Origin of the sequence: Archaeoglobus sp. UBA230 (genome assembly GCA_002507545.1) — an archaeon.
GTDB lineage: Archaea > Halobacteriota > Archaeoglobi > Archaeoglobales > Archaeoglobaceae > Archaeoglobus.
The window spans coordinates 18,971-43,296 of record DAVR01000024.1; the positions used below are offsets into that span (position 1 = coordinate 18,971).

General features: G+C 43.9%; 29 protein-coding genes and 3 tRNA genes. 8 read left to right on the forward strand and 24 right to left on the reverse strand.

Annotation, left to right across the window (positions count from 1 at the left end; genetic code table 11):
* Nucleotides 1-10: 10 nt before the first annotated feature.
* The 5 genes from BP688_RS06265 to argC are packed head-to-tail and all read right to left on the reverse strand — an operon-like array spanning nt 11 to nt 2,256.
* Nucleotides 11-163 (reverse strand): 50S ribosomal protein L39e, encoded by a 153-nt coding sequence (locus BP688_RS06265; RefSeq protein ID WP_290598045.1) that lies wholly within the window; start codon nt 161-163, stop codon nt 11-13.
* 4 nt (nt 164-167) lie between these two features.
* Nucleotides 168-494: a DNA-binding protein gene (locus BP688_RS06270; protein WP_290598046.1), complete on the reverse strand. Its 327-nt coding sequence runs from the start codon at nt 492-494 to the stop codon at nt 168-170.
* Nucleotides 495-504: 10 nt separating this feature from the next.
* Nucleotides 505-948, reverse strand: a complete 444-nt coding sequence (locus BP688_RS06275; protein WP_290623569.1) for a 30S ribosomal protein S19e — start codon at nt 946-948, stop codon at nt 505-507.
* A 4-nt stretch (nt 949-952) separates the two neighbouring features.
* Nucleotides 953-1,219, reverse strand: a complete 267-nt coding sequence (locus BP688_RS06280) for a YhbY family RNA-binding protein (RefSeq protein WP_290598048.1) — start codon at nt 1,217-1,219, stop codon at nt 953-955.
* A gap of 38 nt (nt 1,220-1,257) precedes the next feature.
* On the reverse strand, nt 1,258-2,256 hold the full coding sequence (gene argC, locus BP688_RS06285) for an N-acetyl-gamma-glutamyl-phosphate reductase (protein ID WP_290598049.1): 999 nt from the start codon (nt 2,254-2,256) through the stop codon (nt 1,258-1,260).
* 46 nt (nt 2,257-2,302) lie between these two features.
* Between argC and BP688_RS06290 the strand changes: the two genes are divergently transcribed.
* The 4 genes from BP688_RS06290 (at nt 2,303) to BP688_RS06305 (ending at nt 4,527) form a co-directional block, all read left to right on the forward strand.
* A complete protein-coding gene (locus tag BP688_RS06290; RefSeq protein WP_290598050.1) occupies nt 2,303-2,611 on the forward strand; it encodes a DUF167 family protein in 309 nt (102 codons plus the stop codon).
* Between the two features lie 33 nt (nt 2,612-2,644).
* Nucleotides 2,645-2,742, forward strand: a tRNA-Leu gene (locus tag BP688_RS06295).
* A 24-nt stretch (nt 2,743-2,766) separates the two neighbouring features.
* The gene (locus BP688_RS06300) at nt 2,767-3,381 is read left to right on the forward strand and encodes an N-glycosylase/DNA lyase (protein ID WP_290598051.1); all 615 of its coding nucleotides are present in this window, start codon (nt 2,767-2,769) and stop codon (nt 3,379-3,381) included.
* 126 nt (nt 3,382-3,507) lie between these two features.
* Complete coding sequence (locus BP688_RS06305; RefSeq protein WP_290598052.1) at nt 3,508-4,527, forward strand: S-methyl-5-thioribose-1-phosphate isomerase; 1,020 nt, start codon at nt 3,508-3,510, stop codon at nt 4,525-4,527.
* Nucleotides 4,528-4,624: 97 nt separating this feature from the next.
* Here BP688_RS06305 and BP688_RS06310 read toward each other — a convergent pair whose 3' ends face one another.
* From BP688_RS06310 to thiI, 4 genes are all read right to left on the reverse strand, one after another.
* Nucleotides 4,625-5,362 (reverse strand): hypothetical protein, encoded by a 738-nt coding sequence (locus BP688_RS06310; protein WP_290598053.1) that lies wholly within the window; start codon nt 5,360-5,362, stop codon nt 4,625-4,627.
* Between the two features lie 207 nt (nt 5,363-5,569).
* Nucleotides 5,570-5,641: transfer RNA gene (locus BP688_RS06315), tRNA-Arg, on the reverse strand.
* A 38-nt stretch (nt 5,642-5,679) separates the two neighbouring features.
* Nucleotides 5,680-6,276, reverse strand: coding sequence for a 6-hydroxymethylpterin diphosphokinase MptE-like protein (locus BP688_RS06320; RefSeq protein WP_290598054.1), 597 nt, complete (start codon nt 6,274-6,276; stop codon nt 5,680-5,682).
* On the reverse strand, nt 6,277-7,401 hold the full coding sequence (gene thiI / locus BP688_RS06325) for a tRNA uracil 4-sulfurtransferase ThiI (RefSeq protein ID WP_290598055.1): 1,125 nt from the start codon (nt 7,399-7,401) through the stop codon (nt 6,277-6,279).
* A gap of 73 nt (nt 7,402-7,474) precedes the next feature.
* On the opposite strand from thiI, the gene rd reads away from it, so the two are divergent.
* Both rd and BP688_RS06335 read left to right on the forward strand, forming a co-directional pair.
* The gene (gene rd, locus BP688_RS06330) at nt 7,475-7,636 is read left to right on the forward strand and encodes a rubredoxin (RefSeq protein ID WP_290598056.1); all 162 of its coding nucleotides are present in this window, start codon (nt 7,475-7,477) and stop codon (nt 7,634-7,636) included.
* A gap of 349 nt (nt 7,637-7,985) precedes the next feature.
* Nucleotides 7,986-9,479, forward strand: coding sequence for a sensor histidine kinase (locus BP688_RS06335; protein WP_290598057.1), 1,494 nt, complete (start codon nt 7,986-7,988; stop codon nt 9,477-9,479).
* A 105-nt stretch (nt 9,480-9,584) separates the two neighbouring features.
* On the opposite strand, the gene BP688_RS06340 is transcribed toward BP688_RS06335, so the two are convergent.
* The 3 genes from BP688_RS06340 to BP688_RS06350 form a co-directional block, all read right to left on the reverse strand.
* Nucleotides 9,585-10,814, reverse strand: a complete 1,230-nt coding sequence (locus BP688_RS06340; RefSeq protein ID WP_290598058.1) for an ORC1-type DNA replication protein — start codon at nt 10,812-10,814, stop codon at nt 9,585-9,587.
* A gap of 112 nt (nt 10,815-10,926) precedes the next feature.
* Nucleotides 10,927-12,534: a radical SAM protein gene (locus BP688_RS06345; protein WP_290598059.1), complete on the reverse strand. Its 1,608-nt coding sequence runs from the start codon at nt 12,532-12,534 to the stop codon at nt 10,927-10,929.
* The gene (locus tag BP688_RS06350; protein ID WP_290598060.1) at nt 12,531-13,529 is read right to left on the reverse strand and encodes an NDP-sugar synthase; all 999 of its coding nucleotides are present in this window, start codon (nt 13,527-13,529) and stop codon (nt 12,531-12,533) included. Before BP688_RS06350 ends, BP688_RS06345 begins: the two co-directional genes overlap by 4 nt.
* 80 nt (nt 13,530-13,609) lie before the next feature.
* Between BP688_RS06350 and tsaA the strand changes: the two genes are divergently transcribed.
* On the forward strand, nt 13,610-14,014 hold the full coding sequence (tsaA, locus tag BP688_RS06355; RefSeq protein ID WP_290598061.1) for a tRNA (N6-threonylcarbamoyladenosine(37)-N6)-methyltransferase TrmO: 405 nt from the start codon (nt 13,610-13,612) through the stop codon (nt 14,012-14,014).
* Here tsaA and ade read toward each other — a convergent pair.
* Genes ade through BP688_RS06375 form a run of 4 tightly spaced genes read right to left on the reverse strand, consistent with a single transcriptional unit; the run spans nt 14,007 to nt 17,975 of the window.
* Nucleotides 14,007-15,683, reverse strand: coding sequence for an adenine deaminase (gene ade, locus BP688_RS06360; protein WP_290598062.1), 1,677 nt, complete (start codon nt 15,681-15,683; stop codon nt 14,007-14,009). The two genes, tsaA and ade, sit on opposite strands and share 8 nt — an antisense overlap.
* Nucleotides 15,664-16,251, reverse strand: a complete 588-nt coding sequence (locus BP688_RS06365; protein ID WP_290598063.1) for a phosphoribosyltransferase — start codon at nt 16,249-16,251, stop codon at nt 15,664-15,666. Before BP688_RS06365 ends, ade begins: the two co-directional genes overlap by 20 nt.
* 40 nt (nt 16,252-16,291) lie before the next feature.
* Nucleotides 16,292-17,098, reverse strand: a complete 807-nt coding sequence (locus BP688_RS06370) for an ABC transporter permease (protein WP_290598064.1) — start codon at nt 17,096-17,098, stop codon at nt 16,292-16,294.
* On the reverse strand, nt 17,061-17,975 hold the full coding sequence (locus tag BP688_RS06375; protein WP_290598065.1) for an ABC transporter ATP-binding protein: 915 nt from the start codon (nt 17,973-17,975) through the stop codon (nt 17,061-17,063). The genes BP688_RS06370 and BP688_RS06375 overlap by 38 nt, the downstream gene beginning before the upstream one ends.
* Nucleotides 17,976-18,054: 79 nt before the next feature.
* Here BP688_RS06375 and BP688_RS06380 point away from each other — a divergent pair.
* Nucleotides 18,055-18,137 (forward strand) — tRNA-Leu (locus tag BP688_RS06380).
* 45 nt (nt 18,138-18,182) lie between these two features.
* On the opposite strand, the gene BP688_RS06385 is transcribed toward BP688_RS06380, so the two are convergent.
* The 8 genes from BP688_RS06385 to rpl7ae all read right to left on the reverse strand — a co-directional run bounded on the left by BP688_RS06385 (nt 18,183) and on the right by rpl7ae (nt 24,240).
* Nucleotides 18,183-19,247 (reverse strand): DUF1646 family protein, encoded by a 1,065-nt coding sequence (locus BP688_RS06385; RefSeq protein WP_290598066.1) that lies wholly within the window; start codon nt 19,245-19,247, stop codon nt 18,183-18,185.
* Nucleotides 19,248-19,316: 69 nt separating this feature from the next.
* Entirely contained in the window at nt 19,317-20,876 is a 1,560-nt protein-coding gene (locus BP688_RS06390) for an ABC transporter substrate-binding protein (RefSeq protein WP_290598067.1), read from the reverse strand.
* 71 nt (nt 20,877-20,947) lie between these two features.
* Nucleotides 20,948-21,223, reverse strand: coding sequence for a thioredoxin family protein (locus tag BP688_RS06395; protein ID WP_290598068.1), 276 nt, complete (start codon nt 21,221-21,223; stop codon nt 20,948-20,950).
* A 1-nt stretch (nt 21,224) separates the two neighbouring features.
* Complete coding sequence (infB, locus tag BP688_RS06400) at nt 21,225-23,012, reverse strand: translation initiation factor IF-2 (protein ID WP_290623565.1); 1,788 nt, start codon at nt 23,010-23,012, stop codon at nt 21,225-21,227.
* Nucleotides 23,009-23,464, reverse strand: coding sequence for a nucleoside-diphosphate kinase (gene ndk / locus BP688_RS06405; RefSeq protein WP_290598070.1), 456 nt, complete (start codon nt 23,462-23,464; stop codon nt 23,009-23,011). The genes infB and ndk overlap by 4 nt, the downstream gene beginning before the upstream one ends.
* A 4-nt stretch (nt 23,465-23,468) precedes the next feature.
* Nucleotides 23,469-23,645 (reverse strand): 50S ribosomal protein L24e, encoded by a 177-nt coding sequence (locus tag BP688_RS06410; protein WP_290598071.1) that lies wholly within the window; start codon nt 23,643-23,645, stop codon nt 23,469-23,471.
* A gap of 5 nt (nt 23,646-23,650) precedes the next feature.
* A complete protein-coding gene (locus BP688_RS06415; protein WP_290598072.1) occupies nt 23,651-23,866 on the reverse strand; it encodes a 30S ribosomal protein S28e in 216 nt (71 codons plus the stop codon).
* Between the two features lie 14 nt (nt 23,867-23,880).
* Nucleotides 23,881-24,240, reverse strand: coding sequence for a 50S ribosomal protein L7Ae (gene rpl7ae / locus BP688_RS06420; RefSeq protein WP_290598073.1), 360 nt, complete (start codon nt 24,238-24,240; stop codon nt 23,881-23,883).
* Nucleotides 24,241-24,326 lie beyond the last annotated feature (86 nt).

Here is a 24,326-nt window from a genome sequence, read left to right on the forward strand (position 1 = left end):
CGTCACCCCATCACGCCTTAAGTCTGCTCCTTCTCCAGTGCCTTCTCTTCGGACTGCCAAAAACTTTTCTTCCAGTCTTTACAGTTATCCAGACTGGTGCTCTTCTGTTCTGTTTGTAAGCCTTAGCAAGCCTCTTCTTCACACCAAGCGTTTTCTTACCCATAATATCACTTCCTAATGATTCTTGTTTCCCTCTTTTTTGGCTGAACTCTCTTCAAAATTTCAACAAGCATCTCATCGGTAATCTTACTCTGAATTCTACCTGACTGGGCGAGGTAGATTAGCTGATTCTCAACAGCTTCGGCAAGCTCAGGATGGGCAAGCTTGACGCGAGAAAGCCTTTCCTTGGCCTCAGGCTCAAGAATTGCCCTCAGAATTGCCTTCTTCTGCATCTCATACTGTCTTTTCATCTCCTCCTTCTGCAGTTCCTCCAGTTCCTTCTGCCTCTGCAGCTCCATCAGCTTCCTTCGCCTTATTTCCTCAAGATCGTCCATACTATCACCCTCAGTATTTTTCAAGAGCGGGGACTTCGGAAACCATCTCTGCCTTCAGCTCGGTGGATATTTTGTCGAGGAATGACCTTCCCATAGGTGTTACAACCCTTCCTTCTCTTGTCTTTTTTATGAAACCAAGCTGTTCAAGCTGATGGAGCGCATTCCTCACTATTGCTCCGCTTCCCTTCCTGAACTTCGGCGGCTTTGATCCCCTCCTCTTCCTACCACCGTAATAGGTTCTGAGCCTCTCTATGCCAACAGGGCCATCAATGTAAATTCTCCTGAAGATAGAAGCTAACCTGAGATACCACCAGTCGTCCTGCTCAGGACTTCTCTCCTTGTGCACCCCCGTCTTTACGTACTTTGCCCACTCAGGAGGGGCTACCATGTCCTTCAATCTTTCAGCAACCTTCTTTATCAGTAAATCTGCCGGAACATCATATACTGTCGCCATATCTTCACCTCTCAAAGGTTAGCACGAAACCTCTGAAATCCACCAGTCTACCCTTAACTTTTGATGCTATTTCCTCCGCAAGCTCCTTTTTATGCTTTCCGGAGGATTCTCTGAAATTTCTGAGCATTTTAACTCTTACAGTACCACGTTTCTCAAGCAGAAGGTTTATCTCGTTTATTAAACTTTCCGTTACCCCGCTTTTACCAACATTTATCGTTACCACATTTTTGGTGGACATTTTTCCTACCTTCTCTCTGCTTTTTTCTTTCACCCTGTCCTTTTGACGGAGGGTCTAAAAATTTTTTCTGCTCACGGAAACAGCGGTGGATATCTGAGCCCCATTGTTTCATCAAAACCCATCATCACGTTCATGTTCTGAACTGCCTGTCCACTTGCCCCCTTCACAAGATTGTCAATTGCTGAGATGATTACTATCCTATCTTCGCCAGGATGGATGGAGATGTCGCAGAAGTTGCTCCCCCTCACCTGACTCAGCTTAACCTCATCCTGAAGCCTTACAAAGAAGCATTCGGAGTAAAACTTCTCATATATTCTGTAAAGTTCTTCTACACTGAGTTCACCCCTCGGAAAGACGTGAGCGTTTGTCAATATCCCACGAGAGCCTGGAAAGACCTGAGGTGTGAAGGAAATCTTGATGTCGCTTTGCAGCCTCTCAAGCTCCTGAACCATCTCATAGTAATGCCGGTGCTCAGTTATCTTATACGGCACGATGGCTTCGTGAAGGTTTGGGTAGTGGGTGAATGATGAAGGACTCTCTCCAGCTCCGGTTATTCCGCTCTTACAGTCAAAAACGACCCTATCAACCAGTTCAAGTTCTGCAAGAGGAGCTACAGCAAGAATTGTCCCGGTGGGGTAGCATCCGGGATTTGCAACGAGATTCGCTTTCTCTATATCCTCTTTGTGTAGTTCCGTCAAACCGTAAACAGCATCAACGTATCCCTCATGCTTCTTCCCGTAAACCCTCTCATACGTTTTCTTATCAAGCCTGTAGTCAGCAGAGATATCCACAACCTTAATTCCAATCTCAAGTAATTTTGGAACGTATTTCATGGCTTCTCCATGCGGCACAGCCGTGAAGACAACATCGCAATCCGAGAATTTATCAATTTCAGGGTTGCAGAATTTTAGATCATAGAATCCCTTGAGGAATCTGTGGACTCTCCAAATCTCAGTTCCCTCATATCTTCTTGATGAGGCTGCGGCAACCTCAGCCTCAGGATGGCTAGCGAGAATTCTGAGCAGTTCTGATCCGGTGTAACCACTCGCACCGATTATTCCAACTTTCATGAGGAAAGGGTGAAGAGGCTAAATATAGAGTTTACTGAGGGGTTATATGGTCGAAAAAAGTGAGCTTGCTGAAGCGTTGAGTGAAGGTGAGGGAGGGGTTGTGATCAGAATTGAGGTAACTCCAAATTCAAAGAAAGTTGCTTTTGGATACAACGAATGGAGGAAAGCAGTGGAGATAAAGATTAAAAGCCCTGCCAAAGCTGGAAAAGCTAACAGAGAACTTGTTGAAATTTTGAGCAGTCTGTTTGGAGGGGCAGAGATACTGGGCGGGGAAAAATCAAGGCTGAAGACCGTGAAAGTGTTGGGGAATAGAGAGGAGGTTCTCGAAAAGCTCCTCTCACTGATGAATCAGTAAACTTGATAAGCAGATGTTAGAAGTAGAGCATGAGCGGGGGTTGCCGAGTGGCCAAAGGCGGTGGACTCAAGACCTGAAGGGGAGAAATCCACTCCCGTAGGGGTTCGAGGGTTCGAATCCCTCCCCCCGCACTTTCTCTCTGAAAGGGGTTCGAAATGCTGGCAAGGGGATTCGATAAATACATTTTGAAAAGACTTCGTGAGTTCGAAACTCTCGGTAAAAAAGGTAAAGTTACTTTCAAGTTCAACCCCTTCACGGATTTGATTTTGAACGCTACTATAAAAACGGAGCTTGCCTTCTGCATCTCCACAGCCAACTCGTCTGCATTATCAGGGCTTAAATTTCAGAAGAAACTCGAAAATCCTTCCGTAAATATTTTGAGTGCTCTGAGAGAAGCAGGAGTAAGATTTTACAACAGAAAGAAGGTTTACATAAAAGAGGCTTTTAGTAACTTTGACAAGATAATTCGAGCACTTGAACTTGAAAGCAAGGCTGCGAGAAGGGAGCTGCTTAAAGTAAAGGGTCTTGGAATGAAGGAGGCAAGCCATTTTTTAAGGAATATCGGCAGACAAGACATTGCAATTGTAGACAGGCACATTCTCAGATGGCTGGCGGAGAAAGAATATATCGAAAAAATTACGACAATGACTGAGAGAAAGTACGTTAAAATAGAAAAAACTCTTTCAGAAATTGCTGAAGAACTCGATTGCAGCTTGGCTGAACTCGATTTAAGGATATGGGCTGAAATGACCGGTAAAGTCTTAAAGTGACCTTAGTAAATCCGTATCCTTTCTTCCCCACTCCATCGTCTGCAATATAGTAATCTAAAATCAGCAATTATGAATTATTGTTTCAACAAAGCGCAAAAGAGATATAATGGGTGAATAACCGATGATATGCGCTCCATCTTCTGGGACGACGGGATTAAGCTGATCGATCAGACGAAACTTCCGGAAAAGCTGGAAGTTATAACCTGCAAGAAAGTTGAGGAACTTGCCGATGCTATTAAAAGGCTTGTAGTTAGAGGTGCACCTGCCCTTGAGGCTGCTGGAGCATATGGCATCGCTCTTGCTGCACATGAGAGAGAATTCAGAGAAGTTGAAGAATTGAAGAGTTATTTAAAGAGAGCAGCAGAATTTCTTGCTTCCACTCGCCCAACAGCCGTCAACCTCTTTGTAGGTATTGAGAGAGTCTTGAGAGCTGCACTAAAAGGTGACAGCATCGAGGAGATAAGAGAGTTTGCTCTGAGAGAAGCTGAGATGCTTGCTGAAGAAGATGTTGTGAGGAATAAAAAGATGGGAGAGTACGGGGCAGAGCTGCTTGAGAACGGTGATGTAGTTCTGACATACTGTAACGCCGGAAGGCTTGCGACTGTTGACTGGGGAACCGCACTGGGTGTTGTGAGGAGTGCTGTTGAACAAGGAAAGGAGATAAGGGTTATTGCGTGTGAGACAAGACCCCTAAATCAAGGCTCCCGTCTCACATGCTGGGAACTCATGCAGGATGGCATCGAGGTTACCCTCATCACAGACTCTATGGTCGGAATAGTCATGCAGCAAGGTATGGTAGATAAAGTGATAGTGGGGGCAGACAGGATAGTTAAGGACGCTGTTTTCAACAAAATAGGTACCTATACCGTATCCATTGTTGCAAAGGAGTACGGAATACCCTTTTATGTTGCCGCTCCAAAGGCGACCTTTGACTGGGGAAAGAGAATGAAAGAGATCATAATAGAGGAGAGAGACAAGGAGGAACTCGTTTACTGCGGTAACAGGCTTCTCGCCCCTCCAGATGTTAAAGTTTACAACCCGGCCTTCGATCCAACACCGTTGGAAAACGTTTCAGCGCTCATTACGGAGTACGGGGTTATTTACCCACCTTACGAGGAAAATGTTCCGAAGGTTTTGCAGTTATAGTTTTTTTCCTTCTTTGAATGTCTGTCGGAGCACTTTTTGTAATTTCAGATAAAAAGCCGAAATTGTTGGAGTGGTTTTCCAAGTATATCCGCTTGTGTTAACCGGACTCTGACATTCTGACGGCCTTCTCCACCTCGCTACCGTAGTAGTAGCTTGCCAGTATAAAGACGACGAGTGCACCAGCTTCCACAACATTGTAAACATGTTTGCTTCCGGCAACGAGAGCAAGAAGCGAGAGGTGGAACAGTATGAATGCAATGACTACGCCTATGAAACCCGTAAGAGTGTGGTAAGGGACGAATATTATCTTCTCGCTGACGAGCTTGTCATACTTCAGAGAGTTCACTGTCAGGTATATGAGAACGGGGATTAGCAGAAGGTTTAGAGCTTCAGACGTCTTCTTCATCAGGTAGTATGCAGCTTCCACTTCACTTATCTGGATTACAGCAATTGTAAACACAGATATATAGAGCAGTGAAATTCCAAACCTGCCGAAAAACACATCACCACTCCCCAATCCACCTCTGACCTTCCACAGCACAACTGTTACGTATAGGGTAACGGAAGTTATGAATACAGAGATTGAGGTGTTTAGCCCGATAAGCAATTCCTCGATGCCAAGTTCTTCCATCGGTAAAAACAGCTCCAGCGCCTCTGTAAAACCGTTCAGTATAAATGCCAGGGCTGAACAGGCGAAGAACCTGCCCATATTACTCCGGAAAATCGTTATTTTATCAAACTCTTCTTCACTCAATGTGCAGAAAAGGTAGAGAAGAAGCAAAGATGCTGCTATTCCTGCGGAGCTGGCTATAACTCCGAGCAGTTCCCAGGACATGATTAATATTGTTGGTGTAACCTTTTTTAAACCTTTTCTTTCATTTTTGAAAATATGGCTGTTAGTTAAGTTCTAAACAGTCCAGATTTTAAAATTTAGTTTTGTAAGTTATAAACAAACAGTTACAATACTCTCAACTTGCTATTATCATCAAAATCTGCATCATGATTCCAACTGAACGGGTCTCACGAGTCCTAAAAAACAAAGCGGGCCCGCCGGGAATTGAACCCGGGTCGGAGGTTCCGGAGACCTCCAGGATATCCACTACCCCACGGGCCCTCTCATTCGATTTTGCTTGGAACTTTAAAGCTGTTACCTTAAATTATTCCCTCCTTTTCCAGTATTCGTTTTGCCCACTTTAATTTCTTCAACTTGATCTTGTTGTCCGCTTTTTCAAAATTAAAGCCATAAAGCCTTATTTTTCTGGCTCCAAACTTTTTAGCGATTAATGCCGCCCTGTCTCCATCCGTAAAGCCTCCAAAGTTGTATATTCTGTCAAAGGGTACACTCTGTGTCGTTCCCACGAATTTCTTCAGCTTCGGTACAACAGACCTTATCTGTTCAATGTTGTCTCCATGAGCATGTAGAACGAGTATACAACCTTTGCTTTCCAATTCAACTAGAATCCCCTCGTCTTCTTCTAAATCGGTCACATGGATGTTAGGAGTGAAGTCAACTCGGTATATTGCTTTTCCCGCCGTAATCTTTACATCTTCCCGAATCTCCTCTCCTTCATACGCTCCTCCGATGACTGCCACATCTTTGCCCTTAAGAACTTCCAGTGCAGATTCATCCATGAGCTTTCCACCACCAAGCTCCTTCATGATTTTTGCAGCCTTTTCGTCTTCCTCACGGCTAAAGCCAAAGTCTGCCAATATCTCTTCGTAAATCTTGAACCACTGCATCACATTCATTCAGAACACCTTAACCTCCACAATTTCACTCTTCTCCACAGCTCTCTCTTCCAACTCATCAAAATTTTCGTAATTGACGATTTCTTCTATCTTTGCTCTTGTTTCAGGATGCCTCGCGATCATAAATGAGCAGCAGTCTTCGTAGGGCATTATTGAGATTTCATACGTGCCAATTTTTTTCGCAAGATTTACTATCTCCTCCTTGTCCATACCAATGAGTGGTGGCAGGACTGTTAACCGCGATGAAGAATAAACAACATTAATATTCTCAAGAGTCTGGCTTGCTACCTGCGACAGACTGTCGCCTGTCACAACCGCCTTACACCCCTCTTTCTCGGCAATCAAATTCGCCATTCTCATCATACTTCTCCTGTAAACAATCATCCTAAGCTTTGGCGGAGTGGATTTTATTATTTCCATCTGTATGTCTTGAAAAGGAACCATATAAAGCTTGATTTCACCCTGATATTCTGCCAGTTTTTCTGCGAGCATCCTTATTTTCTCTCTAACCTTAGGAGAATGCATCGTCTGGTTGAAGAAATGTGCTAATACAACCTCACAACCTCTCTTCATCATCATGAATGCCGCTACCGGGCTGTCAATTCCACCTGAAATCAGCGAAACAACCTTACCCGCAACGCCGACGGGTAATCCTCCTACACCCTCAATCCTCTCCGAGTATACGTATGCCTCCTTGTCGCAAATTTCTATCCAAATAATAACATCCGGACTTTTCAAGTCAACCTTCTTTCCTGTCTTCACCATCAGATGTCTCCCAACTTCTCTGTTTATTTCAACAGAGTTTAACGGGAAATTCTTGTTACTTCTTGATGTGTCAACCTTAAACGAGGTAAAAGATGAGGGGAGAACTTCTAAGGCTGATTCCTTTATCTCATCCATCTCAAGTGAAGTTTTCAGACCCACACCCAAATACCTGATCCCCGGAATCTTTCTGAGCCTTTCAACTACTCCATCTTTGTATTCCACTTCCATCCTGCCGTATCTTCTCCTAACCCTTGCTTTAGTCGCCCTTCTGATATTGCTCAGAAGCTTTTTTTCGAAGAACTCTCTGTTCTTCCCCTTTGTTGCAATCTCGCTATAGTGCACCACTACAACTTTTTCCATCGTGTCAATTCTGTTGTTTTGTTATTTTGATTTAACGAAATGATTATATAGGCTCTCGAATTTAGGAGACTGCATGACAAAATACCAGTGCACAATTTGTGGGTATGTATACGATGAAGATGAAGGAGACCCGGAAAGTGATGTCCCGGCAGGAACAAAGTGGGAAGATTTACCAGATGATTGGGTTTGTCCTGTTTGTGGAGCTGAAAAGGATCAATTTGAGGAAATAGACTGATTGCCGCCAAGTCGGAAAGATAAGAGTGTATTACAAATTGCGAAGCAAAGGTCTTAATAAGGGTGGATGGGGGTGAAAATAGGGTTGAACGCCCTATTAAAATCCAATTGTCTTTATCTGAGATTGTAAGTGAAAAAGCTAAACATAAAAGCCTTTTGAAGATGTTTTTGGTTTCAAAAGGGCAGAACTCGCTGAAAAATCTGTTGACGATCTCATAGTCCCGGAAAAGGATGTTTTGGAAATAAACAAAAAAGTTAGGTCTGGGCAGATAGCTTGTGTGAAAGGTGAGAGAAAAGATTAAATTTCAAGTGAGGAGAAGTGAAGAAGTATTAGACAAACTCGACAAGGGATGATGGTTGAAGTCAGAAAAGGTGAGAGAATTCTTGAAAAGAACGTGGAAGCTGGAATGAACGATCTGAAATCAAAACTCAGAGAAATGCTTAGGAGTGAGCTGGATTTGTCCGACAACAAAATCAACACTCTAAGTGAGAAGATACTATCTTTACTTAATCCAGAAGAAAAGGAGTGGTATAAGGCCTTGGTTGAGAACTCGATAGACATTCTGATGATAGTTGACGAATTGGGAAATATAAAGTATATCTCGCCTTCTATTGAGAAAATCGGAGGTTACAGCAGAGATTCTCTGTTAGGAAAGAACGTGTTCATCTTTGCACATCCAGATGAGGTGGATTATATTTATTCCAAACTTCTTTATCTCCTTGAAAATCCGGGAGTGCCTGAAACGATCGAATTCAGGGCAAAACACAGAGAGGGTCACTGGGTCGAGGTTGAGGCAGTGGGTAAAAACCTCCTGCATACTTCGGTTAGAGGGATAGTCGTAACAATGAGGGACATTTCCCAAATAAAGAGGATGGAAAGAGAATTTAGAATTCTTGCAGATTACTCTCCCTTTGGGATATATGTTTGCGGCAGTGAAGGGATGATTTACGTAAACAAAGTGGCTGAGATGCAAACTGGTTACAGTAGTGGGGAACTTCTCAAAATGGGATTTGACGATCTTTTACATGAATCCAGACGTGAGATGTTCTTAGACCATATTAAGAATCTGGAATCGGGCAGTTTGGTAGAGAAAATCATAAGAAAGGACGGGAGCGAAATTTGGGTGCAGATCAATTTTTTCAATACAGAGTGGCAAGGTGATAAGGCAACGTTTTTTGCAGTTGGCGATATAACAAATTTGAAAACTCTCGAAAAAATGCTTGAAGACAGAAATGAGCTGATGGCGTTGATAAACAGTATTCTTAGACACGACATTCTGAACGACTTGACATCAATTTTTGGACTGCTTGAGGTCTACGAAAGTCTTCGTGACGACACAGTTCTCGAGAAGATTAAAAAAAGAATTCTTGAAGCTTCAAAGACCATAAAGAGAATGAAGGAGCTTGAGGTTCTAATATCAGAAGGAAAAGGAGAACTCAAACCCATTGAACTAAAGTCTGTTGTGGATGAAATTAAAGCAAAGCATGATGTTACAATAGAGCTTAGAGGTAACTCTCGGATTTTGGCCGACAACGCAATTTACTCAGTATTTGACAACCTAATAAGAAATGCTGTAAATCATGGAGGCACAGATAAGATTGAAATTTCATGTGTGCAGTGTGGACAATTCTGTGAGATTAGAGTTGCTGATTACGGTAAGGGCATTCCGGATGAGATTAAAGGGCGAATTTTTGATCAGGGAACAAAATTTGGAGATGCAGGGATACTGGGCTTGGGGCTATACATAGTGAAGAAGGTTATTGAAAGGTACGGCGGAAGGATAAGGATAGAAGATAACAATCCAAGAGGTGCTGTTTTCGTTCTTGAGTTGAGGTGCGCTTAAGGATATTGTTGCCCGCCAAGTGGAATCCCCCTCACTGCTCAGGGAACGCATGGCTGGCGGGCTCGCCGGGTAGTTAATAGTGTGAGTTCAAAAATAAAAAAGTTTCTAAGACTCAAAAAGTTTTAGATTTGCAAACTTCTTGAGGTCGCCACCGAATTTTTTCAACGACTGTAACCTGTAATCCTCCTCCAGCACCTTTCTAAGAGCATCTCTATCGGCTTCCAGCTTCATTTCCCTTGTCCTACCGTATCTTCCCTTGGATATTATCACCGAGTTCACAACACCGAGCATATCGAGTTCTGAAATTAGGTCGCTGATTCTCCTCTGTGTGAGAGAGTCAACGCCAACCTTGCTGCACAGCTTTTTGTAAACGCAGTAAACTTCACCTGTCGTGAATTTCTCGGCTATTTCAGAAAGCAAAGACATGCTGTAAAGAAGTATTTTACTGTGTACAGGTAGTGTTCTCACGGTTTCGATCATGTAGTCCGTTTCGATCTTCCTCAGAGCCTTCCTAACGTGCTCAACTCTTACCTTCGTATCCTTCTCCCTCTCTGCAATCTCAGCACTCACCCTTAGCAAATCCAATGCCTTCCTCGCATCACCATGCTCCTGAGCTGCGATCGCTGCACATAGCTGAATCACACCCTCTTCCAGCACCCCATCCTCAAAGGCAAGTTTTGACCTCTGCAGCAGTATATCCTCAAGCTGCTCAGCATTGTAAGGTGGGAATACTATCTCCTCCTCGCTCAGCGAGCTCAACACCCTCGCATCGAGAAAATTTTTGAACTTCAGATTATTCGAAATCCCTATCAGGCTTATACTCGAATTTTTTAATTCCGAGTTAATCCTTGTAAGTCCATAGAGTGCCTCCTCTGCTTTTTTGACAAGCTTGTCAATCTCATCAAGAATTACGAGCACCCTAATCTTCCTCAACTCAAGAACCTTCTTAACTTCATCGTAAACCTGATCTGTTGGCCAGCCAGTCATCGGCACATTGCTACCAAACCTTCGGGCAATGCTTGCGAGAACTCTGTAGGCAGTATCAACTATCTCACAGTTGATGTAATGGACTACCACATTCTGTTTGGCCTTCTTGCTGGCTTCTTCAAGTTGTCTGCCCACAAAATTCACAGTTGCCGTCTTCCCAGTTCCAGTTTTACCATAAATAAAGATGTTAGATGACGCACCACCCTTAAGCAATGGTGAGAGCAGTAAAGCAAGCTGGTTTATTTGCTCCTCCCTGTGAGGAAGCTTTTCTGGGGTGTAACTGTGCCTCAACACATCTCTATTTTTAAATATGTTAACGCTGCTTAAAAGATTCTCAAAGATATTCATGTAACCACCAGAAATTAAGCCATACTCACCATTTATAGCTTTTTCCATTTTCAATTTTTTTTATTTACAATTGAATCATATCCACTTTTGAAGGGTTTAATCTCGGAATTAACTAATTTTTCTCCCCACCGATGGAGAAGTAAATCAATCCCATCTTTCCCGCTATGCCCTTAAACTCCACGACATCTTTAAAAGGTCTTTGAATATAAACTTCTCGTCCTGCTTTACCGAGCACAAATTCAAGCTGTTCGAGAGTTGCGGAGTTTACGTCAATATCCGCTTCCACGGCTGTAACACTACGGTGGCTGTGGTCAACAACTCTTGCGTCAAGATATCGGTTCCTCTCGTAATTTCCAACAAGTTTAACGAGAATCGGATATGTAGCGAGCTGTCGTGCATAACTAATTTTCTCTCCAGTAACCTCAACACGCAAATCTGTGATCTTCCTACCCTTAGGAAGTATTTTTCTCATCATCGGGATGTCTATATTCTCTTTAACCTTTTTCTTGAAAGCTAAAAACTGTGCTCTGTGTTTCCGCAGCTTTTTATCCCCTTCCTTCTCCATAGGCGTTCCGGGAAATATCTTGACCTGCCTTATGTTGATCCTCCTCAGGAGGAGACCTCTATTAATTACTTCTTCGAGAAACTCATAGTTCAGCTCAAATGTCTCTTTTGTCTCTCCTTTTAAACCCACAACAAAATTAATCCCCGGCAAGAAGTATGGAAGCCCATTATAACCCGGAAATTTTCCGAATTCGTTGACGATCTCGATGGCCTTCATTACATCATCTGGAGTTGCGCATAGGGTGTTTTTCCTCACCACTCGCTCATCTGCACTTTCCAAACCCATTGCTGCCACATTTCCCGGAGTTTGGAAGAGGATGATGGTCTTTATAACCTCTTTTGACTCCTCCGGATACTCAGCAATCGTTTTGGGATTTATATTGTCAAGATGGAGCGTTTTTGTCTTCGGACACAGGCTCCATAAAGCTCTGTGAAACTTTTTCATCAAATCAGGGCTGGGTTTGGGAATTCCGTCTGCAGTTTCAAAATCTGCTAAATACGTGAGAAAGTCCGTCTGTCTGCCAAGTCTGAAGTGCCTTACTCCACAATCGTAAAGGGCTTTGACCTCTTTCAGAACATCCTCTGGACTTCTTAGCCATAACCTGTGGATTCTCTCAATGCAGAAGGAACACTTTCCCCAGTAGCATCCGCGATAAGTTTCGATTTCGCAGATTATGTGTGGAAAGTCCGGGTGTTGCTTTACCACCTCTGCCCCCACAGCGGCAAACCTGTTTAAGTTGTATTCTGCACCATTAAGTAAATAGAAAAGCTTTCTTTCGAAGGGAAAGTCAATTACCTCAATGTTGGAATCCTGAAGCGCCAATCTTTCCTTTTTTGAGAGTTCCAGTGTTATGGGGCCAACGAGAATGTTCCTTTTTGCCATTCCAATAGATAAGAGTTCTTTTTTGCTGAGAGGATTTCCGCCAAGATATTTCCCGGGAACAGCGATTCCCGCAATGATGACTGCAAGATCAAAAGCTCTTAGTTTTCTCTGAATCTCGTAATTCGTCCTGAGATAGTCTATTGTAAAATAAGTGGCTGAATGTCCGAGTGTGCGAAGCATCCCGTAAATGTAACGTGGATATGGAGCGATGTAGGGTGGGACGCCGAGGCATGATGGTTCGTCAACATATCCGTCAATAATCGCTACCCTCATCCCCTCTGTATCCTCGCGTGTCCACCGATGATTGAGCTGCTTAGTTCGATATTCCTGATCTCGCACGCGTCATCCACAATGCTTCTCCAGAGCCTGACTTTCTTAATGATGGTTTTGGAGAATACCACACTTTCGCTTACATCGGAGGATTCAATTTCACAGCCCTCCCCTATATAGGCATAAGGCCCAACTATTGATCTGCCCTTTATCACTACATTTTTCTCGATTACAACCGGCTCGATTATTTTGGCGGCCTTGCCAATCTCGACGCTCTTGTCAACGTGACTGTCAGTGTAGAATTTAAAGGCCTCGATGTAAGAGTCTGGATTTCCCACATCATACCAGTTACCGTTCGTGAAAGCGTAGCCATAGACATCCATGTTTTCGCAGAGATGGCTGAGAAAGTCTCCGAGATTATCGCTCATTTCGCTACTCTCCACATAATTAAGAAGTATGTCCGCAACTTTCTGGGGAAAAACGTAAATCGCAATGCCGACGAGGGTTGATGGTGGTTTTTCAGGCTTTTCGTAAAACCTTTTAACGATCCAACCATCCAGCTCAGCAACTCCATATCTTCTGGCAAGTTCATAATCTCCGACATCATAGAGTGCTGTGACAGGCTTCCTCTTTTCGTTGAATAATTCAATTAGGGGATCAATATCGAAGGAAAAAATGTTGTCGCCGGCAACAACAAGGAAGTCCTCATCAATATCCTTGGCTATTTGGGCCAGAGCCTTTACAGCCCCCAGCTTCTCCTCTTCCCTCATAGTATCCTCAACAACAACCTTCACGTCCTTGTCTTTAGCCCATCTCCTGAAATCTTCTTCAAAACGCTTGTTTGTTGATAGGAGAATTTCAGAATCAAATTTCGAAACCTTTTCGTAGATAATATCCACTATTTTTTTAGTTCCAACGGGCAGTAGGGGTTTTGCCTTTGTTTTTGTGATTGGCCAGAGTCTCGTCGCATAACCTCCTGCCATTATTATCGTTTTCATTAGAAGAATGTTGAAACAGTTAGAATAAAAAATTTTGGAAGCCACCGCAAAGGTAAATAGCTCCTATGCCTATAATCCCCATGGAAATCTCCCTGAAACCAGTCGGAATTGTTAAATCACCCTTTAAAAGTATGGACGAAGCGCCGAGACAGGGAAGACAGTCCCAAGAAGTATCAGAGATTGTAGTATTCGACGAATACAGCGATGCTCTTGATGGTGTTGAGAAGTGTGAGCATGTTATTGTCCTTTACTGGATGGATAGGGCAAGCAGGGAAAAGCTGAAGGTTGTACCTCCGGGCGAAACGGAGGAGAGAGGTGTTTTTTCAACAAGGTCTCCAAGCAGACCAAACCCAATTGGCTTCTGTGTTGTAGAGGTTGTGGAGGTTAAGAAAAACATCTTAAAAGTTAAATGGCTCGATGCACTTGACGAATCACCAGTAATTGACATCAAGAAATACTCACCTGAGATTGACTGCGTCAGGTAAACATATCCACAATTCTGAAATGGACGACATCAACAAGTCCGAGGTCTGTAACCTTTAGTTTGGGAATTACAGGCAGTGCTATGAAGGAGAGAGTCATCACTGGAGATTTCAACCTGCATCCCAGTTCTTTTATCGCCTCCTCGACCCTTCTTAGCTTCTCAGCCACAATCTCCGCTTTTTCGTCGCTCATTATGCCAGCAACAGGCAATGGAAGTTCGGCCTTTATTTTCCCGTCCGAAACAACAATTCCCCCCTGAAGCTCTATCACTCTGTTCACCGCCCTGCATATCTCCTCATCACTCGTTCCAACAGCGACAATGTTATGAGCATCGTGAGCAATGCTCTGAGCAATGGCACCTCTCTGAAATCCAAAGCCTCTGACGAAAGCCTTTCCAACTCTTCCGCTTCCCAAATGCCTCTCTACAACTACAGCCTTCAGAATGTCTCTTGAAACGTCTATTCCGCTCACAAACTCCACACTCTCTCCAGTAACAATCTCGCCATCGTAAACTTCTATAATCCTTGCTTTTCCTGCTCTGTCTATCCTGATATCTTCCAGAGTGAGTTTTTTCGCCCTGACTGTCCTCTTCACCCACTCAGGATGTCTGAATAGTTTGAATTCTGGTATTTTTCCACCTGCTATAACCTCTTTCACCCTAAACTGTCTTAGGTTCTCCAGCAGAACAATGTCCGCAAATCTCGAAGGAGCTATGATTCCAGCGTTGATTCCGAAGTACTCTGCCGGGTTAAGTGTGAGCATCTGAAGAGCTTTGATTTCGTCAATGCCCTCCTCAACAGCCCTTCTGAAAACGTAGTCAAGATAACCTTCCTTAATTATATCTGTCACGCTCCTGTCTCCATCAGTTACAAGCATGGTGTGTCTGTTTCCGGCAATACTCTTCAAAGCCTTCAAGTTCCTCGCAGCAGATCCCTCTCTGATCATAATCCACATTCCTGATCTGAGCTTCTCTAAAGCCTCATCGTGGGTCGTGGACTCATGGTCGGAAGATATGCCAGCGGAGATGTAGGCGTTTAAGGCTTTATCGCTCAATCCCGGCGCATGCCCGTCAATAACCTTCCCCTTTGCAGCCAAAATCTTCTCGATGACATCCGTATTGGCATTGACAACTCCCGGATAGTTCATAACCTCTGCCAGTCCGATGACGCCATCGAGTTCGAGCAACTCTGAAATGTCCTCTACATTGATGACTGCTCCAGACGTTTCGAGAGGAGATGACGGGACACAGGATGGGACTAAACAGAAAAGTCTCAGAGGTGAGCTTTCTGCTTCATCAAGTAAAAGCTTAACCCCATCTTTGCCGAGCACGTTGGCAATCTCATGCGGGTCTGCAATAACGGCTGTTGTTCCTCGTGGAACAACGAGTCTGGCAAATTCTGATAGGGCGAGCATAGACATCTCGACATGGGTGTGGGCATCAATTAATCCTGGCACGGCATAGAGGTCTCGGGCATCAATCTCTTTGATGCCAGAATAGCTCCCCAAGCCCGCGATTATATCCCCACAAATCGCTATGTCTGCTTCGATTACCTCTTCAGTAATGACGTTTACAATCTGGGCTTTCTTAACAACCAAATCAGCCCTTCTATCCCCCTTTGCAACCTCTATGATCCTTCTAAGCTTTTCTATATCAGCAGTCGGAAAGAACATCTCTCACCATATCTTCGTTCACTTCGATATCAAATTCTTCCTTCAGCGCTTTCACCGCCTCCTCAACGGTCTTCGCTCCAGCTTTGTTTATAAGGTCCCTCAGTTCTTCCTTAATACTCCAAGGATAGACTATCCACTTCCAGCTTTCCATTTCCGCAGCATAGAAGTCTGGCACGAATTTGGACGTTTTCTTGTAGTCAATTACGGCGACTTTTACTTCAGCAGGAGAGAATTCTTTAACATGCTCTGAAACAACTTTTATCGTGTCTCCAGTATCAGCAACATCATCAACAATCAGCACCCTTTTGCCTTCTATGTTGGCGTTCAGGGGTTGAGTAATTCTCGCTTCTCCTGTTGTTGTGGCAACTACGCCCCAGTGCTCTGTTTTTACGCTGTATAGTTCCTTAATGTCGAGATGATCGCAGACTATTCTCGCCGGAACCCATCCACCTCTTGCAATTGCTATTATGGCCTCAGGCCTATAACCACTCTCCTTGATCTTCTCTGAAAGTAGCTTGCAGAGCTTCTGAATGTCGCTCCATGTGTAGAGTACGCACTTGAATTTCATTGCCTGTTTTTCAAAAAATCCATTTAAAATGTTTTCGATGTCATCCAGAAAGCTTCAAAACAAGTCCTGTTTTTCTTGCTCTTCTCATACTAAGTTCTGCAACGATTAGAAGGAGCAGAAGGTAGATGACAGTCTCAACGATGCCAGGTACAAGTGGATTCTCCAAGGTTGGAGAGAAACCATAGAAAGACCTGAAGTATTCAAGAAAGTGGGTGATTGGGATAAGAAGGCCAAAAGTTCTAAAGGGCTCTGGGAGAATGGTGACAGGGTAATAAATCCCACAAAAAATCAAGATTATTGCTGTTAACGTCCAAGCAAAGATTTCCGCCCTTCTGCCGAAAATTAGAATTAGCACACAGTTAAAGATTCCTATAAGGATTGCACTTGCGAAAAGACCGATTGTAAATATGATTGCTGCTGATAAGGGAAGTTCAAAGGAGAAGTTGAAGAAGGCGGAGCTAAGAAGAATGAGCAACGTTAAAGACACTGTACCCCTTACAGCACCAAAAAGCCAAGCACCAACAACCATCCTGTAGAAAGGTATCGGCGAGACGATTATGTATTTCAAGCTCATGCTCCACATGTCAAGCAGCATAACATAAGTAACATCAATTTGCACGATGTGTACAACGCTGAGAGCAATTACGCCAATAATTATGAACGCGACTTCATTTTTGCTGAGATACAGAAACTCTCCAAGCAGACCAACTGAGATTAAGGTTACAAGTGGCCAGAAAAGCATCTCGAATATTGCGTAAAATTCGTTTTTGGTCACGACATAATTTCGATAGGTAAAGGCAATCGTTTCGCTAATTACTCTCCGAAAGCTCGATGAAGACGTCTTCAAGTGTTATCTCCTCCATTTTTACATATTCTATCTCAATACCCGCTTTACTTAATTCCAGCACTATTTTTGGAGCAAATCTTTCAGCATCATCCACGTAGAAAATGGCAGAATTTTCATCGAGTTCGTATGGGTAGGTAGTGGGTAGCGAAGACAAAGCAGGTTTCTTGAAGCCCACAATCACCCTCTCGTTTGCCTTCGTAAACCTTTTGAGTTCTTCAGATGTGCCCTCTGCGATTATTTTACCGTCTCTGATGAAAGCAATCCTATCACAGAGCATCTCAGCCTCTCTCATGTTATGGGTGGTTAAGATTATGGTGGTGTGCTTCTCCTTTATAATCTGGAGTATCATCTCCCGTATTTTTCTGGCAATATCTGGATCGAGGTTCGCTGTGGGCTCGTCAAGAAAAACCACTTCTGGATTATTAAGAAAAGCTCTTGCAAGGTTCAGTTTCTGCTTATTTCCAGCAGAAAGATCGTCGAACCGTGTGTTTCTGTAATCTTCCAATTCAAAGTCTGCAATTAGTTTTTCAATTACATTCCTGTCTGTGATTCCATAACAGAGCGCATAGAATCTAAGACATTCATATACTTTCATTCCCCACGGTAACCTCACACCGCTCGTTATGTTCACCCTTTCTCTGACCTTCTTAGTGTTTTTGAAGGCATCTATTCCGAGTATCCTTACCTCCCCCTTGGTTGGGATAAGAATTGTTGAAAGAACAGAGATCAGGGTTGTTTTTCCCGCCCCATTTGGACCTAAAATACCGAAAATCTCTCCATTTTCAATGTCCAAGCTAACCCCTTTAAGGGCTGTTACTCCCCTTTCCATAAAATTCCTGTAAACCATCCAGACATCTCTGCATTCAACAGCCTTCACTCTCATAAACTAAAACGAAGGGAATTTATTTGTTTTGAAACCACAAACCTCATAAATCCAGTCCGTGAGAGACTTTCAGGCGGGGGTTGCCGAGCGGACAAAGGCGCGGGATTCAGGGTCCCGTCCCGTAGGGGTTCGAGGGTTCGAATCCCTCCCCCCGCACTTTTTCGTCTTGTCTATAGGCCCTTTAAAAGAAATTCTTCAAACTCAAACCCCGACAAAGTAAATGAGCACAAAGAATATCGCCATCATCAAAAGACCAAGCGGGACCCCTATTCTCGCCCACTCACCCATTGTAATCCTCAATCTCCCTGCTGCGACGATGTTAGGTATGTTTCCCGGAATTAGCATCCCTCCTGAAATTATCAGACCCATCAAAGCACCCTTGATCTGCAGTTCCGTTAGCTGTGGTCCAATCTCCGCTGCTGCAAGTGTTGCGTTGTCGAGAACTGCTGAAATCATGTTCACCCAGTAAATAATCTCCGGAGGTATTTTTGAAATATACCAGTCTATTATTGGTGTAAATCCTTCCCCAAGCAACACTAAAGCTGCGATGAAGACGTAAACTCTGATCGCTCTCACTACGACAGTTCTTATCGTCTCAACGTATTCAGGAACTTCTATTTTCTCCACTGATACCTTACCAACCCTGAAAGCGCCATATATCCCAAGAACGATGACAGATGGAATTATGTACTTTCCAATGAGCTCTACAAGATAGAAGAAGTCTTCATTGAGTTTCTTGATTGCTATGGTTGAAAGTGGCTCACCAACTGGAGTCAAAGCAGCACCAAGACCTACAGAAAAGCACGCTATCACAACGAACTCGATTTTTCTTTTTCTCTCAAGGGGTGTCACAAGTGCGATTTCAGCAAGAATTACTGCTGAAACAATCACAGAAATTATGCTTGAGACAAGTCCAAAGACTGATATTACAACAAAAGCGAATACCCTCATCCCAAGCCTTCTGAGCACTGAAACAAGAAAAGAGTAAACCTGCTTGTTGAAGAAGTGTATGAGCAAACCCACAATGAGTACCACTTGAAATATTCCTATTGGAATTCCAGCAAACTCTGTAATTTTAAAAGGAGTTTCAACAGCTTCGATAACCAATTCGTAGCTCCACAAACCGCTTACCGTGACCGACGCTATACCCATTATCAGGAAAAAGGGTTCGAGATTTTCCTCAACCCTTTTAACACGGAACGGAAGTATTAGAACGAGGGCAAGTATAATAAAAAGACCAGTAGCTACGAACAAGTTTTCTTCCATGAAGGCTGCCTATTGCTCAAGTATATATTTTTTGTGAAGATTGGCAGAATATAAAAAATAAAAAATTTATTAAGTTGTTTCATATATAAGGTAGTATCTGAATATCATTGTTGGGTCGAGTGTTATGCCCTCAATGTTCTTCTTCGCCACAATGGTCAACTTGCCCTGAATCAGTGGTATAATTGGTGCATCCTCTCCGAGTTTCTGCTGAATCTGCTTGTAGAGCTGTTCTCTCTCCTGCATAGATGTTGCAATAGATGCCTGTTCGAGCATCTGATCCATTTCTTCGTCACAGTACGGGTAGCCAAGCCAGTTGTTTGCAGTGCACTTAAGGAATGGCGTGGTGTAGTCATCTGGATCAAGATAGTCAGGATACCAGCCAAAGAGGGATGCCATCATTGCTCCCTTTCTGGCATAGTCAACGTAAGTTGACCATTCTGCGCTCTTTAGCTCCACCTCAATCATTCCAGTCTTCTCAAGCTGCTCCTTCAGAACCTGAGCGAGGTCTTTCTCCGTGTCACCGTAGTGCGTCGGAGTCCACCACAGTTCGAGCTTCAGCTTGTTATCCTCACTGTATCCAGCCTGCTGCAGATACTGCCTTGCGAGGTCTATGTTTCCGTCACCGTACATTTCCTCGAAAACATCAATGTGGCTCCACATTCCGATCGGCACTAAGGAGTACAGTGGTTCCACAGTTCCTCTGTATACTCTCTCAGCGATGTCATTTCTGTCTATTGCAGCCGCAATGGCTTTTCTTACATTCACGTCCTTCGTTGGATATTCCGTGCTTTCATTGCCGTTGAGCACGAGATATCTTATGAAACCACCGGGAGCTTCAATCACTTTTAGGTTGGCGTTGGCTTTCAGAGACTCGATGTCTATTGGTGTAAGCGTTCTCCACGCAATGTCAATCTCTCCCTTCTCAATTGCGAGCCTGAGAGTTGTAGCATCCTTGTAGAATCTTACAACGATTCTGTCTGTCTTTGGCTTGTCACCGAAGAAATATGGGTTAGGTTCGAGGATTAACTCCTGATCTCTCTTCCACTCCACGATCTTGTAGGGTCCAACTCCTCCCGCGGTCTGGTCAGTATCAATTTCGTTTTCCTTGTATGCGGGATGGACCGGGAAGTAGGGTGGCGTGGCGAGTAGAGCGAGGAAATAGGATGTGGGCTTCTTCAACGTGAACTTGACTGTGTACTCGTCAACTGCTTCAACATCTTTCACGAAATCTGTTACGAGCCACGACGGATCGCCCTGTATTGACATGACTCTCTTAATGCTTCTGACAACATCCTGGGCCTTGCATGGTGTGCCGTCGGCAAACTTCAAGTCCTTTCGCAGGTGGAATACGTAAACCAAGCCATCATCCTGCACTTCGTAGCTTTCCGCAAGGTATGGCTCAAGTTCCGTTGTTCCGGGCTTGTACCTCATCAACCCTCCCATTACGTTGTTCAGAACTTCCCACGTGTAGAAGTCGTAAGCGTTGGCTGGGTCGAGGTCTGTTATCTTGTCAGTTACACCTATGGTTAACGCCTTTACCTCTTCCTTCTCTGCAGGTTGCTGTTGTGCACACCCAAGCAAAAGCACTGATATTGCCATTACTGCAAATACGACAAGTAGCCTCTTCATGTCATATAGCTCATGCTAAGTTTTATAACAATATCTTGACCCTTATTGACAAAAGTCACATAACCATCTTGTCAGATTAGATTTTTTATTTCAGAAATCTGCTCTTTCATTGCCTCAAGAGCTGTGTTATAGTCTGCAAAACCCATAAAACCTCCCACTACCTCTCCTTTGTTGATCAAAACAAGAGTTGGTAGCATCACAACCTCAAATTTCTCAGCCAACTCCCACTTCTCGTCCACATCCACAATCTCAAACTCGATGTTTACCTCCTTCTTAAGCCTCTCAACTACTGTCTCAAAATGCCTGCAGTAGGGGCAATATTTGCTTGTAAACACAATTGCCTTCATGCTATTTGCCCCAAAATGGATTTTCTTTTCTCTTTATCTCCAGAAACTCCAGAAAAGCATTCCTTGTATCTCCATCGAGAGAGTCAAGGAGGTCACGCTCTATTATTTTTGCATGCCTTTCAGGGACATCAACATAAAGTACTTCATCACCCTCAAGCTGTCTGCCGATTGTGACATCCTCAATCGCGACTGCAATCTCGTCTCCCGCTTTTGCAACCGCAATGTTCTTTCCTTCCTTCTGCATCGTTCTCACCGCCCCTACTTTTGTTCCATCAGGCTTGACCAAATCCACGCCTCTCTTTAACTCTCCCGCAAGCACCCTGACACCGACAATTGCTGGCTTACTCCTCCTGAAAATGAACTCTTTGAGCAGCTTTATTTTTCCGGGTTTAATCAGAGCTTCAACCTTCTGCCTTTCCCTCGCCAGTCTCTCCTCTTCCCTCCACTTGACAAAATCCTCGAGCAGAGTATAGATAATCTCATGCGAGAAAATCCTAACCCCGTACTTCTTTGCCTCCTCCTCAATTCCAGGAAGAAGCTTAACGTTGAATGCGAGAACAACCCTGTTGAGCTCATCCCTATTCGCTGAAGCATCCACCACATCCCTTTTATCAACATCTCCGACCTCCGCCTTCTTTATCGGTATGTTTTCAAGTCTCAGCTCGTTTATCAAAGCTTCAAGAGAGCCGAGAGTGTCTGTTTTAAGAACAATGCCTTCTTCATCGGTTCTTATTGCGATCTCTTCATACTCCCTCTTCATTCTCTCCTCAAAGGCCTTTACATCCTCTTCACTCTCAACAGCCTCAAACTCACTTCCAGCAAGCACATTTTCGAGGTTAGGTGCCACAATCTTTATTCCAGCAGCAGCCGTAACACTCTTCACATTCTTAAATCTGCTCTCGACCCTCATCTCTCGTACAGGCGGGGGTTTCAGGATTGCCTTGATATTTGTAACTATAACTTCATTTTTTCCAGCTATTACAATTTTATCTCCAACTTTAAGCGTTCCATCGTAAAGGATAGCATCACACGTAACGCCGAGCCCTCTCTCTTCCTTAACCTCAAGCACCGTGCCCCTTGCTTTACCGCCAATGTGAAGTCTGAGATTCTTTTCAAGGTACCTCTGCGCAAGTCCAACGAGTATTAGCAGCAATTCAGGAATACCCTCACCTTTCAGAGCAGAAATGGGAACGACTGCCACAGTCCTCGTGAAGTCACTTATTCTGTCAAATCTGTCTGCTGAAAATCCGTATCTGTACAGTTCAGCAACCAAGCTGTAAATGCGGTTTTCAAGATTTTGCCTTGCAATTTCCTCCTGCATTGCGTAGCTTTTCATGAAAGGTGTATCTTCTTGGCTCTGCCATCCCGGAATTCTGTCAATCTTGTTTGCCGCAACCACAAAGGGAGTTTTAAACGTCCTGAGAATTGACAGAGCTTCCTCGGTTTGTGGCTTGAAGCCCTCGTTCACATCCACAATTAGAATTGCAAGGTCTGCTAAAGCCCCTCCTCTCCTCCTCAAATTTGTGAATGCCTTATGGCCAGGAGTGTCAATGAAAAGAAGGCCAGGGATTTTGACCTCAACCTTCCATATATCCTTGCAGATTTGCTTGATCACATCAATGGGAACTTCAGTCGCTCCGATGTGCTGGGTTATTCCCCCAGCCTCCTTTGCAACAACCCTTGATTTTCTGATCCTGTCCAGAAGAGTTGTCTTACCATGGTCTACGTGCCCTAATACAGCCACTATCGGTGTCCTAAGCGGCTTTTCATCCTTCTTTTCCTTGCTCATCTCTCCTCGTAAATCCAGGATTCGTCAATCCTCTCGTAGTCAATTATCTCCTTCTCGTCGAAAAACAGAGATATTTCTCTCTCAGCTGATTGAAGAGAGTCAGACGCGTGGACTATATTCCTTCCCACATCTAATCCGAAATCACCTCTGATTGTTCCAACTGCAGCCTCTACAGGATTTGTGGCTCCAACAAGGCTCCTGACAACCTTTACTGCGTTCCTACCCTCAACAACCATCGCAACAACAGGTCCACTCGTTATGTACTCGACGAGGGATGAGAAAAAGGGTTTGTCTTTGTGCTCTGCATAATGGTTCTCTGCAAGTTCCCTCTTTATCCAGAGCATCTTCATCGCAACAATCTTCAGCCCCTTCCTTTCAAGTCTACTGACCACTTCTCCAACGAGACCTCTCTGTACCCCATCAGGTTTTACCATAACAAAAGTTTTCTCCATGGAATCACCTTGAGTAGTGTTTTGTCCACTTCAGCCTTCTTGCCTTCCTTCTCAGCTTGAGCATGTTTTTCTCACACTTGCCAGAACAGAAGTAAAATACTCTTCCATCTCTTCTCACATACATCTTTCCTGTTCCTGGCTCAATTTCGTAACCACAGAATGAGCAGACTCTCTTTTCCATTTTTTTCACCTCACTGCAAGCTTCCTTGCCTCTCTTGCCGTCTCCTTTATCATTATGATGTCTCCAACCTTAACAGGACCGAATACATTCCTCGTTATTACTCTACCTTTATTTTCACCCGCCAGAACTCTCACTTTTACTTGCGTAACCTCTCCGTGCATTCCCGTCCTTCCAACAAGCTCGATAACCTCGGCGGGCTGAATATCTTCTTCATCAGTCATACTACCACCCTAAATTACTTTTTGAGACCTTTGATTTTCTCAACAAGTCCTGCAAGCTCCTTTCTCATCTCACCTTCGTTGATTATCGCGGCAGAGGCACAGCTAACCTCTATCCCCACTGCTTTCCCAAGTTCGTTTTTGCTTTTTACGTAAATGTAAGGCACGTTTTTCTCCTCGCAAAGAAGGGGAAGATGCGCCACAATTTCGGGTGGGTCAACATCTGTTGCAATATACACGAGCTTTGCAACACCCCTCTCCACCGCTTTTGTAGTCTCATTTGTACCTTTTTTCACCTTCCCAGTCTCTCTTACCTTCTCAAGGAGATTCAAAGCCTCATTCTGCATATCCTCGGGAACCTCGAACCTCACGTACATATCATCACCTCCTTCTTTACATCATCATTCATCGGCTCTTCAATAACACTGGGATGCGGTTTTAAACCTTTTGGTTTAAAAAGACA